General features: G+C 67.1%; 15 protein-coding genes and 1 pseudogene. 6 read left to right on the top strand and 10 right to left on the bottom strand.

Annotated features, from left to right (window positions below):
• Positions 1-2 precede the first annotated feature (2 nt).
• The 5 genes and pseudogenes from NP4_RS26910 to NP4_RS26895 all read right to left on the bottom strand — a co-directional run bounded on the left by NP4_RS26910 (position 3) and on the right by NP4_RS26895 (position 4,059).
• Positions 3-938, bottom strand: coding sequence for a D-isomer specific 2-hydroxyacid dehydrogenase family protein (locus tag NP4_RS26910; RefSeq protein ID WP_068003499.1), 936 nt, complete (start codon positions 936-938; stop codon positions 3-5).
• Positions 935-1,912: a non-homologous end-joining DNA ligase gene (ligD, locus tag NP4_RS26905; protein WP_068003496.1), complete on the bottom strand. Its 978-nt coding sequence runs from the start codon at positions 1,910-1,912 to the stop codon at positions 935-937. The genes NP4_RS26910 and ligD overlap by 4 nt, the downstream gene beginning before the upstream one ends.
• A gap of 152 nt (positions 1,913-2,064) precedes the next feature.
• A pseudogene (locus NP4_RS43450) lies at positions 2,065-2,268 on the bottom strand (MerR family transcriptional regulator); the annotation flags it as partial.
• 42 nt (positions 2,269-2,310) lie between these two features.
• The gene (locus tag NP4_RS26900) at positions 2,311-3,261 is read right to left on the bottom strand and encodes an AurF N-oxygenase family protein (RefSeq protein WP_068003494.1); all 951 of its coding nucleotides are present in this window, start codon (positions 3,259-3,261) and stop codon (positions 2,311-2,313) included.
• Positions 3,262-3,369: 108 nt separating this feature from the next.
• A complete protein-coding gene (locus NP4_RS26895) occupies positions 3,370-4,059 on the bottom strand; it encodes a TetR/AcrR family transcriptional regulator (RefSeq protein WP_068003492.1) in 690 nt (229 codons plus the stop codon).
• Positions 4,060-4,137: 78 nt separating this feature from the next.
• On the opposite strand from NP4_RS26895, the gene NP4_RS26890 reads away from it, so the two are divergent.
• Complete coding sequence (locus NP4_RS26890) at positions 4,138-4,800, top strand: TetR/AcrR family transcriptional regulator (RefSeq protein WP_068003491.1); 663 nt, start codon at positions 4,138-4,140, stop codon at positions 4,798-4,800.
• A 9-nt stretch (positions 4,801-4,809) separates the two neighbouring features.
• On the opposite strand, the gene NP4_RS26885 is transcribed toward NP4_RS26890, so the two are convergent.
• Positions 4,810-6,195 (bottom strand): serine hydrolase domain-containing protein, encoded by a 1,386-nt coding sequence (locus NP4_RS26885; RefSeq protein WP_068003489.1) that lies wholly within the window; start codon positions 6,193-6,195, stop codon positions 4,810-4,812.
• Positions 6,196-6,203: 8 nt separating this feature from the next.
• On the bottom strand, positions 6,204-7,214 hold the full coding sequence (locus tag NP4_RS26880) for a poly(ethylene terephthalate) hydrolase family protein (RefSeq protein ID WP_068003486.1): 1,011 nt from the start codon (positions 7,212-7,214) through the stop codon (positions 6,204-6,206).
• A gap of 310 nt (positions 7,215-7,524) precedes the next feature.
• Between NP4_RS26880 and NP4_RS26875 the strand changes: the two genes are divergently transcribed.
• The 4 genes from NP4_RS26875 (at position 7,525) to NP4_RS26860 (ending at position 10,483) form a co-directional block, all read left to right on the top strand.
• Positions 7,525-8,064 carry a hypothetical protein gene (locus tag NP4_RS26875; RefSeq protein ID WP_255285558.1) on the top strand — a complete coding sequence of 180 codons (540 nt, stop codon included), beginning with the start codon at positions 7,525-7,527 and terminating at the stop codon, positions 8,062-8,064.
• A gap of 72 nt (positions 8,065-8,136) precedes the next feature.
• Positions 8,137-8,793: a maleylpyruvate isomerase N-terminal domain-containing protein gene (locus tag NP4_RS26870; protein WP_068003484.1), complete on the top strand. Its 657-nt coding sequence runs from the start codon at positions 8,137-8,139 to the stop codon at positions 8,791-8,793.
• 9 nt (positions 8,794-8,802) lie between these two features.
• Positions 8,803-9,306: a DinB family protein gene (locus NP4_RS26865; protein ID WP_068003481.1), complete on the top strand. Its 504-nt coding sequence runs from the start codon at positions 8,803-8,805 to the stop codon at positions 9,304-9,306.
• Between the two features lie 109 nt (positions 9,307-9,415).
• Complete coding sequence (locus tag NP4_RS26860) at positions 9,416-10,483, top strand: toll/interleukin-1 receptor domain-containing protein (RefSeq protein ID WP_068003478.1); 1,068 nt, start codon at positions 9,416-9,418, stop codon at positions 10,481-10,483.
• A 13-nt stretch (positions 10,484-10,496) separates the two neighbouring features.
• Here NP4_RS26860 and NP4_RS41200 read toward each other — a convergent pair whose 3' ends face one another.
• The 3 genes from NP4_RS41200 to NP4_RS26845 form a co-directional block, all read right to left on the bottom strand.
• Positions 10,497-10,916: a DUF4231 domain-containing protein gene (locus tag NP4_RS41200; protein WP_068003474.1), complete on the bottom strand. Its 420-nt coding sequence runs from the start codon at positions 10,914-10,916 to the stop codon at positions 10,497-10,499.
• Between the two features lie 22 nt (positions 10,917-10,938).
• Positions 10,939-11,595: a hypothetical protein gene (locus NP4_RS41195; RefSeq protein ID WP_147288028.1), complete on the bottom strand. Its 657-nt coding sequence runs from the start codon at positions 11,593-11,595 to the stop codon at positions 10,939-10,941.
• A 268-nt stretch (positions 11,596-11,863) separates the two neighbouring features.
• Positions 11,864-12,985 (bottom strand): acyl-CoA dehydrogenase family protein, encoded by a 1,122-nt coding sequence (locus NP4_RS26845; RefSeq protein WP_082876255.1) that lies wholly within the window; start codon positions 12,983-12,985, stop codon positions 11,864-11,866.
• 116 nt (positions 12,986-13,101) lie between these two features.
• Here NP4_RS26845 and NP4_RS26840 point away from each other — a divergent pair, with 116 nt between their 5' ends.
• Positions 13,102-13,632 carry a putative immunity protein gene (locus NP4_RS26840; RefSeq protein ID WP_068003465.1) on the top strand — a complete coding sequence of 177 codons (531 nt, stop codon included), beginning with the start codon at positions 13,102-13,104 and terminating at the stop codon, positions 13,630-13,632.
• Positions 13,633-13,679: the final 47 nt, after the last annotated feature.

Here is a 13,679-nt window from a genome sequence, read left to right as displayed (position 1 = left end):
GATCAGTACCCGGCGGCGACGTCGATCCGGGCATTCAGCTCGCGCCCGGCGACGAAGCGCGCGACATTGTCGGCCACATGTTCGGCGAAGGCGACGGTGCGCAACTGCGGCGGATTCGAATCATGCGGCGTCACAATGGCATTCGGCAGATCCCAGAGCGGGTGGCCGTCGGGGAGCGGTTCGGGCTCGGTGACGTCGAGTCCGGCCCCGCCGATCGTTCCGTCGCGCAGGGCGTCCACCAGGGCGTCGGTGTCGATCAGGCTGCCGCGGGCGATATTGATCACCCAGGAGGTCGGCTTCAACTGGGACAGTTCGTTCTTGCCGATCAGATGGCGGGTGTCCGGGGTGGCGGGCGCGGCCACGACCACATGATCGGTGCGCGGCCAGATCTCCGAAAGCCGTTGCGCCGGAACCGTTTCGATCACCGCGGAATGTGAGATCGGCCGACCGGAGCGATTGACGGCGATGACCCGCGCGCCCAGCGGCGCGAGTAGGTCGATGAGTTCGCCGCCGATGCCGCCCGTGCCGATCACGGCCACCGTCGCCTCGCGCAGGGTGCCGATGCGCGGAAAGAATTCCGCCTGCCGCCAGGCGCGGGCGCGCAGCTGTTCGGGTAGATGTCGCACGCCCGCCAGCAGCATCGCCAGCGCGTGTTCGGCCACGCTGCGGGCGAAAGCGCCCGCGGCCGAGGTGAAGACGATATCGGGATGGCGTTCGAACACATCGGTGTCGAACCACTCCTCGACCCCGGCGGAGAACAGCTGCACCCATTCGATTCCGACGGGCAGCCGCTGCGGGAATCCGGCCGGTCCGCCGTCCCATACCAGAGCGCGCGCGTCGTCCAGCTCCGCCAGCGTCGCGCCGGCGCGGGTGATCGCCCGGCCGAGCAGTTCGGAAGTCTTGGGGCCCACTGCGATTCGTACGGGCTCCGGGGTCATGCGTTCTCCTCGTTCGATACTTCCTCGTCCAGATCGACCTCGACCTTGTCGCGGTCGGCCCATTCCACCAGTGTGGCCAGATCGAAGACCGTGTCGTCGATGCCCGCGTGCAGATCACCGAGTTGGGCGTAGCGGGCGGGCACGGTGGCGATGGTGAAATCGCGCGGATCGACCTCGTCGATCTCGTCCCAGCGGATCGGCGTGGATACGGTCGCGGCGGGATTGCCGCGCACCGAATAGGCGGCGGCGATCGTATGGTCGCGGGCGTTCTGGTTGTAGTCGACGAACAGAAGTTTCGGATCGCGGTCGCGCCGCCACCAGGTGGTGGTCACATCATCGGGGGCGCGGCGCTCGACCTCGCGGGCGAAGGCCAGCGCGGCGCGGCGCACATCCTGGAAGCCCCAGTCGGGCGCGATGCGCACATATACGTGTAAACCGTTGCCGCCGGAGGTCTTCGGCCACCCGACCGCGCCGAGTTCGTCGAGCACCTCGTGCACCACACCGGCCACCCGTCGCACCCGCGACCACGGGCAGTCGGGCATCGGATCCAGATCGATGCGCCATTCGTCGGGCTTCTCGGTATCGAAGCGGCGCGAGTTCCACGGGTGGAACTCCACCGTCGACATCTGCACGGCCCAGATCACATCGGCCAGCTCGGGCACGCACAGCTCATCGGCGTGGCGGCCGTAGCGGGGAAAGTAGACCCGCACGGTCGGGATCCAGTCCGGCGCGCCCGCGGGCAGCCGCTTCTGATGCACCTTGCCGCCCGGCAGGCCCTTGGGGAACCGATGCAGCATGCACGGACGATCCCGCAGCGCGTTGACGATCCCGTCGCCCACGCTGAGGTAGTACCGCACCAGGTCGATCTTGGTCGCCCCGGTCTCGGGGAAGTACACCCGATCGGGGTTGGATATCCGTACTGTGCGGTCGCCGACGTCCAATTCGATCGCCGGCGCCGCGGACTTGCCGGCCACCCGTCCGACGATAGCGACTCATCCGAGCACTCGTCGCCCGACCCGAGAGCCCGTGGCCTGCTCGCTGGTCGATCAGCTCGACAGCCGCACCGGTCCGGTGACCGTGAATTCGACCGGGGCGGCGTCGTCGATATCGAGTTCGCTGTGATCGCGCGAATTCGCCGCAACGGCACATCCGAGCGGCGCAGTCGGGCGATCCGGCGCGCGAGCGGTAATCGCGCGGGGGAATACCAGCGATAGTCGGTCTCGGAATCGACCCGCTGCGGCGGCGGCAGACCGGAGTCCGCGTACGACCGCAGGGCCTTCGGGGACAGCCGAGCCAGCCGGGCGAAGGCGCCGATGGTGAGTAATTCCACGGCTTCAGCCTGCGCCCGGCGTCAGGGGGAAGGTCAAGCGGTTCAGGCGGGCTGGCTGCGATAGCGGGCGGGCGGGCCGTCGATGCGCAGCGCCTTCCAGATCAGCCGGGCGGCGGGATTCATCAGACCGGCCTTCTCGACCAGCATGCGCACATCGGCGAAACCGTGGGTGAGCTGCCGTCGCGATTCGGGCCTGCGCCAATACACATCCTTGAAAACCGCGGCCGGAACGTCGAATTCGCGGCGGAATCGGCGCGGCGGCACCGCGATCAGCCACAGCGCCACCCGCATGGTGATCGGTGTCAGCACCGACAGCGCGAATCGGCTGATCGGCGACAGCTTCGGCGCGTGATGTTCGACGTATTCGTGCGCGAAGGAGATATGGCGGGCCTCCTCGGCCACGTGGATCTGCATCACGCGGGTGATCATCGGATGCATTTCGCCGTCCGACCGCAGAATCGCCTTCTGGGCGAAGTCGATCGGCTCCTCACCGGCCAGCACCATGACGAAGAACCAGGTGGGAAAGGCGATCGGCACCAGCGGGATGATCGGGGCGAGCACCCTGGTGAGGCGATTCATGCCCGGCACGTCCATGCCGATGCGGTTGACCACCTCCTGGAACATCTGGGTGTGATTGCACTCCTCGGCGGCCTCGTGGGTGCTGTAGCGGAATTCCGGCGATCCATTGGGCAGCGTGAATACGTGCTGCATCAGCCCGCGGATGAGAATGTTCTCGAACTGCAGGCCGACCTTGGCGACATTGGCCTGCCGCCACATCCCGATCCGGATTTGCTGCTCGCGGGGGAGCGCGCGATACCAGGGATGCGCCCCGAACGGGTCCGCGGTGGGCAGGATCCAGCGCTCGTCGTCGGGTCGGACGGCGAAATCCGGGTCATCCCAAGGGATATCGAGAAATGGATCGAAACGGCGATGTACCGACCCCTCGGACAGCATCGCCAGCGTTTCGGTGTAGTGCTCAGTCGTCGACGTCATCGTCTGCCTCCTCGAAACACCTGATCGCGACAGCGCGTCGCGGTCATAAGAGCACGGTAGCGCCGCGGAGATGGTCGGACAAGAGGTAAATGCGACTTGGTGTCACACTCAAATCGCGAGGGTGCTCCCCGCCAGCAGTTCACCGAGCGGACGGTCCGGATCCACGGTGATGCCGCGGGTGCGGGCATGCCCGTCCACGAGGAACCACAGCGATTCGGTCAGCATCCGGCTCACCCCGTCCTCGTCCCAGCCCTCCGGCCGGGTGTGCAGCCAGCGGGTGACCGCGCCGTCGACCATCGAGACGATCGCGAACGCAGCGACCTCGATACCGGGATCGGAGTAGCCGACCGCCGCCGCGCCGGTTTCGAACAGGTACGAGATGCGCTTGGCGATGGCGGCTTTCGTGCCGGTCACGATCGCCTGTCCGGACGGATCGCTGCTGCCCGGGCCGCGTTCGATCCACTCGTGCGTGCGCGGATGCGCCGCGACCAGCCGCACGTAGGTATCGATGAGGCGGAAGATCGTCGCGCGCAGACTGTCGGCGGGATCCAGGGTGGGCATGACCTCGTCCACATAGGACTCGACCACGAATTCCCGCGTACGGGCGTCGAGATCCCTGCGGTCGGCGAAATGCCGATAGATCACCGACCGCTTCACCCCGGCCCGGTCGGCAATGGCCTGCAGCGGGATCTCGACGCCGGGTTCGCACTCCTCGATCAACTCGAGCAGTGCGGACATGATCGCCCGCCGCCGCTCGGCATTGTGCTCACCCCATCGCCCGCCGCTGTCCGCCACCATCCCCACAGCATCGCATCCCGATCGCCGACCCGGATCGGCACATTTCGATACGCCGGCCGCTGTGCTTATTCTCGGGGGATGAGCCTCGACCCCGGTCTCGACCGCAGCCGCCTGCCGCGCGGCACGCACGGGCTGGATCGATCGGCCGTGGAGAGCTCGCAGCGCGGCCGCCTGCACTACGCGGTGCTGGAGGCGGTCAGCGAATTCGGGTACACCGCTACCACGGTGGCTCACATCGTGGCGCGCGCGAATGTCTCGCGCCGCACCTTCTACCAGTTCTATCGCGACCGCGACGACTGTTTCGCCGACGCCTTCACCGCGGCGACCGAATTCGCGATCATCAATCTGGATCTCGCGGTCGCGGGGGCCGATCGCGGCGAGTGGCGCGCACTGCTGCGCACCACCCTCACCGCATATCTGCACCTGCTGGCCGACAACAGCAGCTGTGCGCAAGCGTTGCACGTCGAATGCCTGGTCGCCGGACCGGTTGTGGCGCAGCAGCGAATGGCCGTGAAGGCCACCCTCGCCGACCGCATGCGCGCGGTATTCCGCATCGGCCGCCGCTGCGGCGATATTCCCGTCGATATCCCGGCCGGGGCCTTCGATGCCGTGATCGGCGCGATCGACGACCGCATCCGAGACTGTCTCAACGGCCCGGGTTCGGCGGCGCTGCCGGATCAGGCCGCCCTGCTGTATCGGATCACGCTGGCGCTGTTCGGCGTGCCGGACTGGGAGCGCTGAAATCCCTTCTCACCGTGGGGTATTGCCGAGCGCGAGAACCGCGCTCGCGATCTGCGCACCGGCGTCGAGGACGAGCCGGAACACATCCACCGGAACCGGTTTGTCATTACACCACAGGATGTTGCACCGGGTGGAGGCGTAGGGTCCCACGCCCAGGACGATGGCGGCGGCGGTGACCGGATCGATCAGCCTGCCGATGTCGTCGAGGTCGTGGATCGGCAGCGGTGGGCTCTGCAGACGGTAGGGATCGACGTACGGCTCGGCGGGCATATCCGACACCGCCGCGGTGATGCGGTGGTAGAGCTCTCTGTTGTCGGGATTGCCGCTGCCGGTGAGCATTCCGACCGGATTGGCGAGATCCACGCGCAGCGGAACACCCATTCGGACGATGACCATATCCCGGCTCGCAACGATGGTGACGAACTGTCCGAGCGCGCCCTCGAAGGAGTACATATCGCGCGGCGATCCGGGGAACTGCGGATGGTCGTAGCGCACGGCCGTGGGCACCTCGGTGCCCCGGTAGGTGTCGCCGGAGTTGAGCCAGGTGAGAAAGCCGTAACCGGGGTTGGCCTCGGTTCCGGTGGTGGCCTGGCGGATGTAGTCGGCGTCGACGAGTTGCCGGTCGCCCCAGCGGCCGTCGCGGAGCATGAGTCGGCCGAGCCGGGCCAGATCGTCCGGGCGCATGGCCAGGCCGCCGTTGACGGCGGTATTGCCGCTGCGGTCGCGCAGCCACACCCAGCTGTCGCGGCCTATGCCCAACGGCTGGAACACTTCTCGCTGCGCGAAGTCCTGAAAGTCGGCGCCGGTGGTGAGTTCGATGATCTTCGGCAGGACGGCGATGACGTTCTGGGCGTACTGGAAGGTGGTGCCGGGGGCGTAGTCCGCGGGTTCGGCCAGGGTTTGCAGCACCGAATCGGTTTGCAGCCCGGCGATATCGGCGGGCCAGCTGAAGTGCAGGCCGGTGGTCTGGGTGAGCACCTGGCGCACGGTGAGATTCGCGTGCGCCGGGTCGGCCCGCGGGAAGAATGCGCCGAGCGGATCGTCCAGGCCGAAGTAGCCCAGCGTGATCGCGCGCCCCACGATCGCAGCGGTCACGCCCTTCGTCGCGCTGGCCAGTGGCAGCGGCAGATTTCCGGTCGGGGTGCGGTCGCCGACCAGGCAGCCGTGCCGGTAGATCTGCACGGCGAATCCGCCCGCGTGCGTGCCGAAGTCGAGCGCGGCGTCCACCGCGGCCGAATCCATGCCCACCTGTTCGGGATTCGCGCGTGGCAGCGGCTGTCCGGGAGCGGGTTCGGCGCAGCCACGCTCGGCGATCGGCGCGGCGGTGGCGAGCGGGGCGGCCGTGGGCAGGACGGTGAGCACGGCGGCGGTCAGGCCGGTCAGCCAGGCGGGCATAGCGTTCCTCATCTCAGGGCGTCGGCGCGGGCATTGCGGTCGACGCTGAAGTAGGTCTTGTCATCCTTCAGCCGCCAATCCGGGCCGACGAAGAACTCTCGCGCTGTCGGATCGTCGAAGCCGATGTATTCCAGCCAGGCCAGCGCCGCGCCGGCGGAGAGATATGCGCCCGGCCCGTCGACGGGTGAGAAGTGGCCTACGCCACGGGCATTCGCGATCCAGGCCGGTGCGTTGAAGGTGAGGTTGTACTGCCACCAGCGCACCCAGGCGAAATCCGGTACGACGAAATCGTTGTAGCCGGTGAGGAACAGCGTCGGCACGCCGATCAGGGAGCCCACCCCGATGGGGCCCGGCTCGATGGCCAACGCGCCGATGACGTGGAACTTGGGATCGACCAGCCCCGCGGCGGGCGGGAACAGCGCCGCGGCCTGAAGTGTGGCCGCGCCGCCCGCGGAATGTCCGGCCAGCACCGTGCGGCCGAGGTCGATCTTGCCGAACAGCGGGGAATTCGCATCCCGATTCTGCGCAACGGCCACCGCCAGGCCCCATGCCGGAAGGTAGGCCAACGAGTTGACGAAGTCGTAGGCGATGACCACGACGAATCCGTGCCCGGTCCACTGCCGCGCCAGCGTGTCGTACATCCCCGGATTCGCGGTGATCCCGCCCTCGAACAGGATCAGGGGAGCGTCGGACATATCAGCGATATCGGCCGGGTAATAGGTATTCACGCCCACCGGTGATTGCAGGCCGTACGGAAACGCCTGCGTGCACCGGGCATCATCGCGATTTCCGAAGATGTGCACGGTGATATGGGCAATCATGCCCGCGACCGATTCCTGGCAGGGATTGGTGACCGTGGGCGTGGCCACCGGATGCGGTCCGGTGTCGGCGAAGACGCTCTGCGCGGTGGTCTCGTCCGCCGCGGCGGACGTCACGCTCAGCCATGTGCTCGCGGCGAATACGACTGCCGCCACGGCGGCCGCGAATACGCGCGGCCGCCCGATGATCCGCCTCGTCATTGAGGTCCCCCGGGGGAAGAAGTGATACTGACTGGTTTCAAATGGGGAGACTAAACCAAGAGTGGTGCAGGACACAACAGTCGGTTTCAGTCATGGGTCTTGCCGAATTCGGTAACCATTCGGTCTCACATAGTGCAATCTCACAACCTGCTCAACACCTGTTGTGCGGGTTGGCGATACGGTCCGTGCCCGCCACGTCGGCGCGCGGAACCGTCCGCAACGGGAATGGGGGTGCGCGTGGCGGCTCGAGTTCGGTGCGCGGGATTAGCATGGCCACAAGGGGATGGTCTGCGTGGGAAGGATGTGGGTGGTGGCCAATGGTATTGGTATGCGGATCGCGCACCTGAGGGCGCTCATCGAGCAGCCGGCGACCGGTGGCGCTGAGCGAGCGACGGCGCTGCGCATGCTCGATCGGTTGCTGCGCGAGGAACAGCGGGGCAGACCGGGCGCCGACCGACGCTACGGCAGGCATTACGACCGGGTCGCGCGGCATGCGGGTCTGGCGGAGATCGCGGATCGAATTCGCGCGGATATCGCCTTCGCGCAGACGTTTTCCGCGCCGGGGCTGCCCCCGGAACTGGAAATGAGTAATCCGGTGCGCGATGCGCCCTCGGGGATCTCGTATTCGGTCGATGTTCCGTTCGACGGTCGAATCGTCATCACGATCATGGATGTGCCGCCGGGCTGGGGTTGGGTTCTGGATGAAGGGTGTCGGACGGTCAGTCCGGCGCTGCGGACCCTCGCCGGCGAACTGGCCGAGATCCTGGCGGCCTACAACCACGACGGCGCCGATGTCGGAGCGCGATTCTTCGGCGGCGTGCGTACCGAGGACGCCACGCTGGTGTGGTGAGCGGCGCGAGTTGCGCCCTCGCCGAACGAAATTCGGTTCGCCAATCGCGACATGCGCTGCTAGCTTGCGGCCGTGGAACTCTTCTCACGCTCCTGGACAGCGCTGCGCTCGGCGGTCGCCGAACTGGCGGACGAGGATTTCGAGCGACCCTCCGGCTGCACCGGCTGGCTCGTGCGAGATCTGGTGTGCCACTTGATCATCGATGCCCAGGACGTTTTGATCACCCTCGTGACGCCCACCGACGCCGAACCGACCCGCGACGCGGTCACCTACTGGGAGGTCGCCGACACCCCGCCCACGGGATCCGACCCCCTCGACGCCCTGATCGTCCGCCTCGCCGCCGCGTACCGGGATCCGCAGCTACTGAAGTTCCACCTCGACGACCTCGGCGCGGCCGCGGGCCGCGCCGCCGAACTCGCCGATCCGGCAAGGCATGTCGCCACCCGCGATGTCGTCCTCACCGCGGGCGACTATCTGTCCGCCTACGTCCTGGAATGGACCCTGCATCACCTCGACCTGATCGCCCATCTTCCCGACGCCGTCCAGCCGCCCGCCGAAACCCTCACTCGCACTCGCGAAATGGTGGAACGGATTGCGGGAAGGCCTCTCCCGGCCACGCTGTCGGATCGCGACGCTCTGCTCATCGGCACCGGCCGCCGCGCACCTACCGATGCCGAAAGGGCCGAATTGGGCGCGCTTTCCGCGAAACTCCCGCTGATCCTCGGCTAGCGTGCAGACATGAACCCCTGTGCCGAATGCGGTTTCGAGTACGACCTGACCCTGGCCGAGCAGGTTCCGGCACTGGCCACGGAATACGCGGCCGAATACGGCGATCTACTGAAGGTCGACGACTCGGCCCTGCGCAAACGCCCCGCGCCCGAGGTGTGGTCCCCACTCGAATACGCCTGCCACATGCGCGATGTCCTACTCGTCCAACGCGAACGAATCCTGGCCGCCCGCCGCACCACGACGCCGACCGTCGAACCCATGGGCCGCGACGAACGAGTCGACCACGACGGCTACAGCGAGCAGGACCCGGCCGACGTCACCCGTCAACTGCGTGATGCGACCCTGCTGTTCACCGGCGACCTCACCCGCCTGACCGCCGAGGACTTGGAACGCACCCTGATCTTCCCCTTCCCCGAACCCACCGAGCACTCCCTGCGCTGGATGGCGATGCACACCCTGCACGAACTGCGTCACCATCTCGTCGACATCCGCCGCCAGCTCGAACCCGCGTAGTTTCTCCCTCCTTCCGGAAACTCCGGGACAGGACCGAGGATCGATGCCACCATTGCTGGTGGTTAACCGAACGTGCTGACGGTCAAGGATTTCCGCGGAAAGGGGCGGAATGGCGCGGGTGTTCCTGAGTCATTCGAGTCGGGACAGCGCGGAAGCCGCCGCGCTGGTTCGGTGGCTGAGCGAACAACAGCCCGGGCTGGCCGGAGACATCTTCCTGGATGTGGACGAGCGCGCCGGAATCGTCCAGGGCACGCGGTGGCGCGATGCTTTGCGCCGCGCCCTGACCCGCTGCGAGGCCGTGATCTGCCTGACGTCTCGGGATTGGCACGCCTCCACCGAATGCGTCGCCGAATATCTGACGGCCGTCTATCTGGGCAAGCGGATCTTCTGCGCGCGCTTGGAACCGACCACCGATGCCGACAAGACTCGCGAATGGCAACGATGCGATCTGTTCGGCGACGGCCCGATCGCGGAGATGCGGGTCGAGGGCCGCGCCGAGCCCGTGCGGTTCCGGATCGAGGGTCTGCGCCGACTGGCGGCGGGGCTGGCCGAGGCCGGGATCGGGGCCGAGAATTTCATCTGGCCACCGCCGGGCGAGCCGCAGCGTTCGCCGTATCGGGGCTGGCAACCGTTCGATCCGGTCGACGCCGCAGTGTATTTCGGCCGGGATGCCCAGATCGCGCAGGGCCTGGAGCGGCTGCGCGGAATGCGTTCTGCCGGTGCGGAATCGGTGTTCGCGGTGGTCGGTCCCTCGGGGGCGGGGAAATCGTCGTTCCTGCGCGCCGGTCTGCTGCCGCGATTGCTGCGGGAGGATCGACAGTTTCTCGTGCTGGACATCGTTCGCCCGGAGCGGCACGCGCTCAGTGGAATTCACGGTCTGGGCGTTGCGGTCCATACCGCTCGCGTGCGACTCGGACTGGCGACGCCCGCGCTGGGGGAGATCAAGCGCGGGCTGCTCGACGATATCGATACCGTGCGTACCTGGCTGGGACAGATGCGCGAGGCAGCGCGGGAACAGTCGCCCGAATCCGATAGCGCCGCACCGACAGTGCTGCTCGGGGTGGATCAGGCCGAGGAGCTGTTCGCCGCGGACGCGGGCCCCGAGGAGACGATCTCGCCGGATATCGACTACCTCGAGCTGTGCCCGGGCCTGCCGATCGACCCCGAGACCCGATGAAAGCCACGGATTCTCAATCGGATTCCGATTTCTCGGCATTCACATCGATCCAGCCGACGTTCTCCCTGCTCACCAGATTCTCGATCCGTTCGGCGAGTACCGCGCGGCGATCGGCGTTGCGATACGGTCCCGCCTCGGCGAGGTAGAGGAACTGTTCGTGCTTGAGCGCCTCGGCGGTCGCGCGATAGCTCACCCAGTTCGTCTGCCACTGGAACAGCTGCTGCGCGCCCTCGGCGACCACCACCGCGGCGGCGAGGACCGCGGTCACGACGGCCGGGGCGGACAGCGCCACCACGGGTACCACCGCCCCGACCACGATCTGACCGAGTTTGACCCGCTTGTAGGCCCGTTGTGCCGTAGTGCCTTTCGCGCTGTACCAGTTCAACTGATCGATCAGCCGGTCCCAGATCGGATCGATCTGCTCCGCACGCATGAATCGCAGTGTAGGGGGTCCGCTACGTCGCGAGCGCGGATTCGATGCGGTCGAGGACGTGGTCGGCGGCGAAGACGACCGAGCCGACCTCGACGTCGTCGAACCAGCCGAATGAGCGGATGGCGAACAGGTCGTCGGATAGTTGTCCGACGGCCGCGCGTTGCAGTTCCTCGACGCCCTTGGGTTCCGGTGTGTCGACGGCGAGGAATGTCTCCCAGTCCCATTTGCCGTGTTCGAGGCGGCCGAGTACCAGCGCGCTGTCGCCGCGGGTGATCTCGAGGGCGGCCGGGAGCTCGTTCGGCGAGGCCAGTTCGATGGCTCCGCCGAATCGGAGTTCGTCCGCATCGCCCTCGAGTTCACGGTCGTAGCGTTCGCCGTGCGGAAGTTCGACTCCCGACTGCTCGAACGAGCCCCACAGGCGGTCGCGGCGAGCGAGATATACGGCGAGTCTGCTCTGACGCGAGACCGGTCTGCCGACGGCCGTCAACCGGAGCTCACCGCCGTCGGTCGCGAACAGCGAGTCGAGTCCGGCGGCCAGCGATCGGGCCGCCTCGGTTACCGCTGTCGACATGGGTTCCGAGGGCTGCCGAGTGACGATCACCGACAGCGTGCCGATCTCGGCCGACAGCTCCATGCCAGCGAAAAGCGGCCGGTCGCGTGCCGATTCGCGTGTGATCAAGACTTTCCTTTCCTCGGTCGTAATGCGCCGGAGCGCCCTTCCCGGGCCACCGGTCCGTCCCCGGGCGCGTGACGACTGTGCAGTAACGGCGACCTGCAAGCAAATTCGGGCGAATGGGATATTCCCGAGACGGCGATTTGCGCTCCGCATCGGCAACGCCTCTGCTGAACGCGAAAAACTTTGGCGGTAAACGTCTTTCGCGCGCCGCCCGCTCGGTCCGGTCGAAGTGATTCGGGATGGAAGTAACACAAATTGTGCCGGTAGGCGTTCAGCTAACCCCCGCGTCGACCCCCAGCACCTGTTTGCCCACCTCCGTCGCGATCACCTCGGTCGAATAGGCCATCAACTGACCCGCCTGGGCGTCGCGCAGATGTCGTTGGATGGGTGATCGTTTGAGATATCCGGAACCGCCGCCGATTCGGACACCCAGTTGGGCCACGTCCACGGCGACCTTGTTGGCGAGGTACTTCGCGCGGACGAATGTGCCGAAGAAACTCGGTACGGCATTGTCGGCTTCCCAGAGGCCACGCTCGTAGAGCGAATGCGCTGCCGCGAGCCGGATTTCGGCGTCGGCCACCTCGTGCTGCACCCATTGCTGATGCGACAGTGGCGCACCCAGGATTTCCCGCGTGGTCGCTTGCTCGACAAGGGCCGCCAGCGCGGCGTCGGCGATACCGAGCGAGATCGCCGGGAGTCCGGCCGGGATGATCTCGAACTCGCCCTGGCCCGGTGCGCGCCCGCGATATTCGGCCCGCAGCACGGTGTCGTCGAAGGACAGCAGTTGGCTGCGTGTCGCGCGCAGGCCCAGGGTGTCCCAGATCGGCACGATGGATACGGTCTCGTCGGGTACCACGGCGAAGAAGGTCGGCTTCTGGTCGACCAGCGCGTTCACCAGCAGATAGTCCGCGATCTCGACGCCGGAGACGAATCGCTTCGCCCCGCTGAGCGTCCAGTTGCCCTCGACCGGGACGGCCTCGTGCTGCGGATTGAGAAAGCGATTGCCGCTGGCCGGTTCCGACAGCGCGTTCGCGAATCGCTTGCCCGCCAGGAACTCATCGGCGAAGAAGGAACCCGCCGCCTCGCGGGTGAGTTCGGCGAGGCCGACGCCCGCGCCCGCGTGCATCGTCCAGATGGTCGCGATGGATGGATCGGCGCGGGCGAGAATGCGTACGATCGCGCCGAAGGCGAGATAGCTCAGGCCGGTTCCGCCGGCGTATCGGGGCAGCGCCGCGGCGTCGAGACCGACGTCGTGCAGCGCGGTCAGGGCCGCTGTCGGGATTTCGGCATGTTCGTCGTGATAGGCCGCCTGTTCGCGAAAGCCCTCGGCCAATGCCGTGATTCGATCGACCAGCTGTTGTTCGGCGGCATCCGGTGGAAACGTCAACTGCACGGGGTCCAGTTTGAATGTTTCGCGGCAGATCCCGAGGTGTTTCGGCTCGAAGTCTTCACCGGTAGTTCAACGCTAGCGTCGAAGGTGGTGAAAGCGGCGACGAAAAGGCGGAGGCCATGGCCGAATACGAGGAGATAGCGCTGAGCGTGGCGGACTTTCGCGCGGTCACGGCATGGACCATAGCGTCCGCCGAGCGGGTGCTGCCGCTGTTCGAGGCGAGGGCCCCCGATGACACTCGGCCCCGGGAGGCGATCGAGGGCGCTCGGGAGTTCGTGCGGGAGGGTAAGCGGACGGCTCGGATGCGGGCGCTGGCCTGGGCGGGTTTCGCGGCCGCGCGCGAGGTGGGGGATCCGGCGGCCGCGGCGGCGGCTCGAGCCGCACAGGTCGCGGTGGCGGCGCCCTATCTGCATCCGCTGGCCACGCCGCATCAGTCCAAACACATTCTGGGCGCGGCGGTCTATCAGGTGTTGGCGCGAGAGTTGGCGGCGGGCGGCGATACCGGTGTGGCGGAGGTCGAGATCCGGTGGGCGCTCGATCGGGTGACCGCGACGGTTGTCGATGTGCTGCGACGCTTCCCGCCGCGCGAACCGGGGCGTACTCGGCAGGAGAGGCTGTACTACCGGCTGGATGTCGCGCTGCGCGGCTGAACCGATCGATCATGCGGTTCTGCTCTGAATTACCTGGTGCGAGAACC

The organism is Nocardia pseudobrasiliensis NBRC 108224 (assembly GCF_001613105.1).
Classification (GTDB): domain Bacteria; phylum Actinomycetota; class Actinomycetes; order Mycobacteriales; family Mycobacteriaceae; genus Nocardia; species Nocardia pseudobrasiliensis.
Note: the sequence above shows the minus strand (reverse complement) of the source record. Positions and strands in the feature narration are given on the sequence as shown.

Coding starts and splice junctions, on each gene's coding strand:
- NP4_RS26910 (WP_068003499.1), bottom strand. CDS start 938: ATGACCCCGGAGCCCGTACGAATCGCAGTGGGCCCCAAGACTTCCGAA.
- NP4_RS26900 (WP_068003494.1), bottom strand. CDS start 3,261: ATGACGTCGACGACTGAGCACTACACCGAAACGCTGGCGATGCTGTCC.
- NP4_RS26895 (WP_068003492.1), bottom strand. CDS start 4,059: ATGGTGGCGGACAGCGGCGGGCGATGGGGTGAGCACAATGCCGAGCGG.
- NP4_RS26890 (WP_068003491.1), top strand. CDS start 4,138: ATGAGCCTCGACCCCGGTCTCGACCGCAGCCGCCTGCCGCGCGGCACG.
- NP4_RS26885 (WP_068003489.1), bottom strand. CDS start 6,195: ATGCCCGCCTGGCTGACCGGCCTGACCGCCGCCGTGCTCACCGTCCTG.
- NP4_RS26880 (WP_068003486.1), bottom strand. CDS start 7,214: ATGACGAGGCGGATCATCGGGCGGCCGCGCGTATTCGCGGCCGCCGTG.
- NP4_RS26865 (WP_068003481.1), top strand. CDS start 8,803: ATGAACCCCTGTGCCGAATGCGGTTTCGAGTACGACCTGACCCTGGCC.
- NP4_RS26860 (WP_068003478.1), top strand. CDS start 9,416: ATGGCGCGGGTGTTCCTGAGTCATTCGAGTCGGGACAGCGCGGAAGCC.
- NP4_RS41200 (WP_068003474.1), bottom strand. CDS start 10,916: ATGCGTGCGGAGCAGATCGATCCGATCTGGGACCGGCTGATCGATCAG.
- NP4_RS26840 (WP_068003465.1), top strand. CDS start 13,102: ATGGCCGAATACGAGGAGATAGCGCTGAGCGTGGCGGACTTTCGCGCG.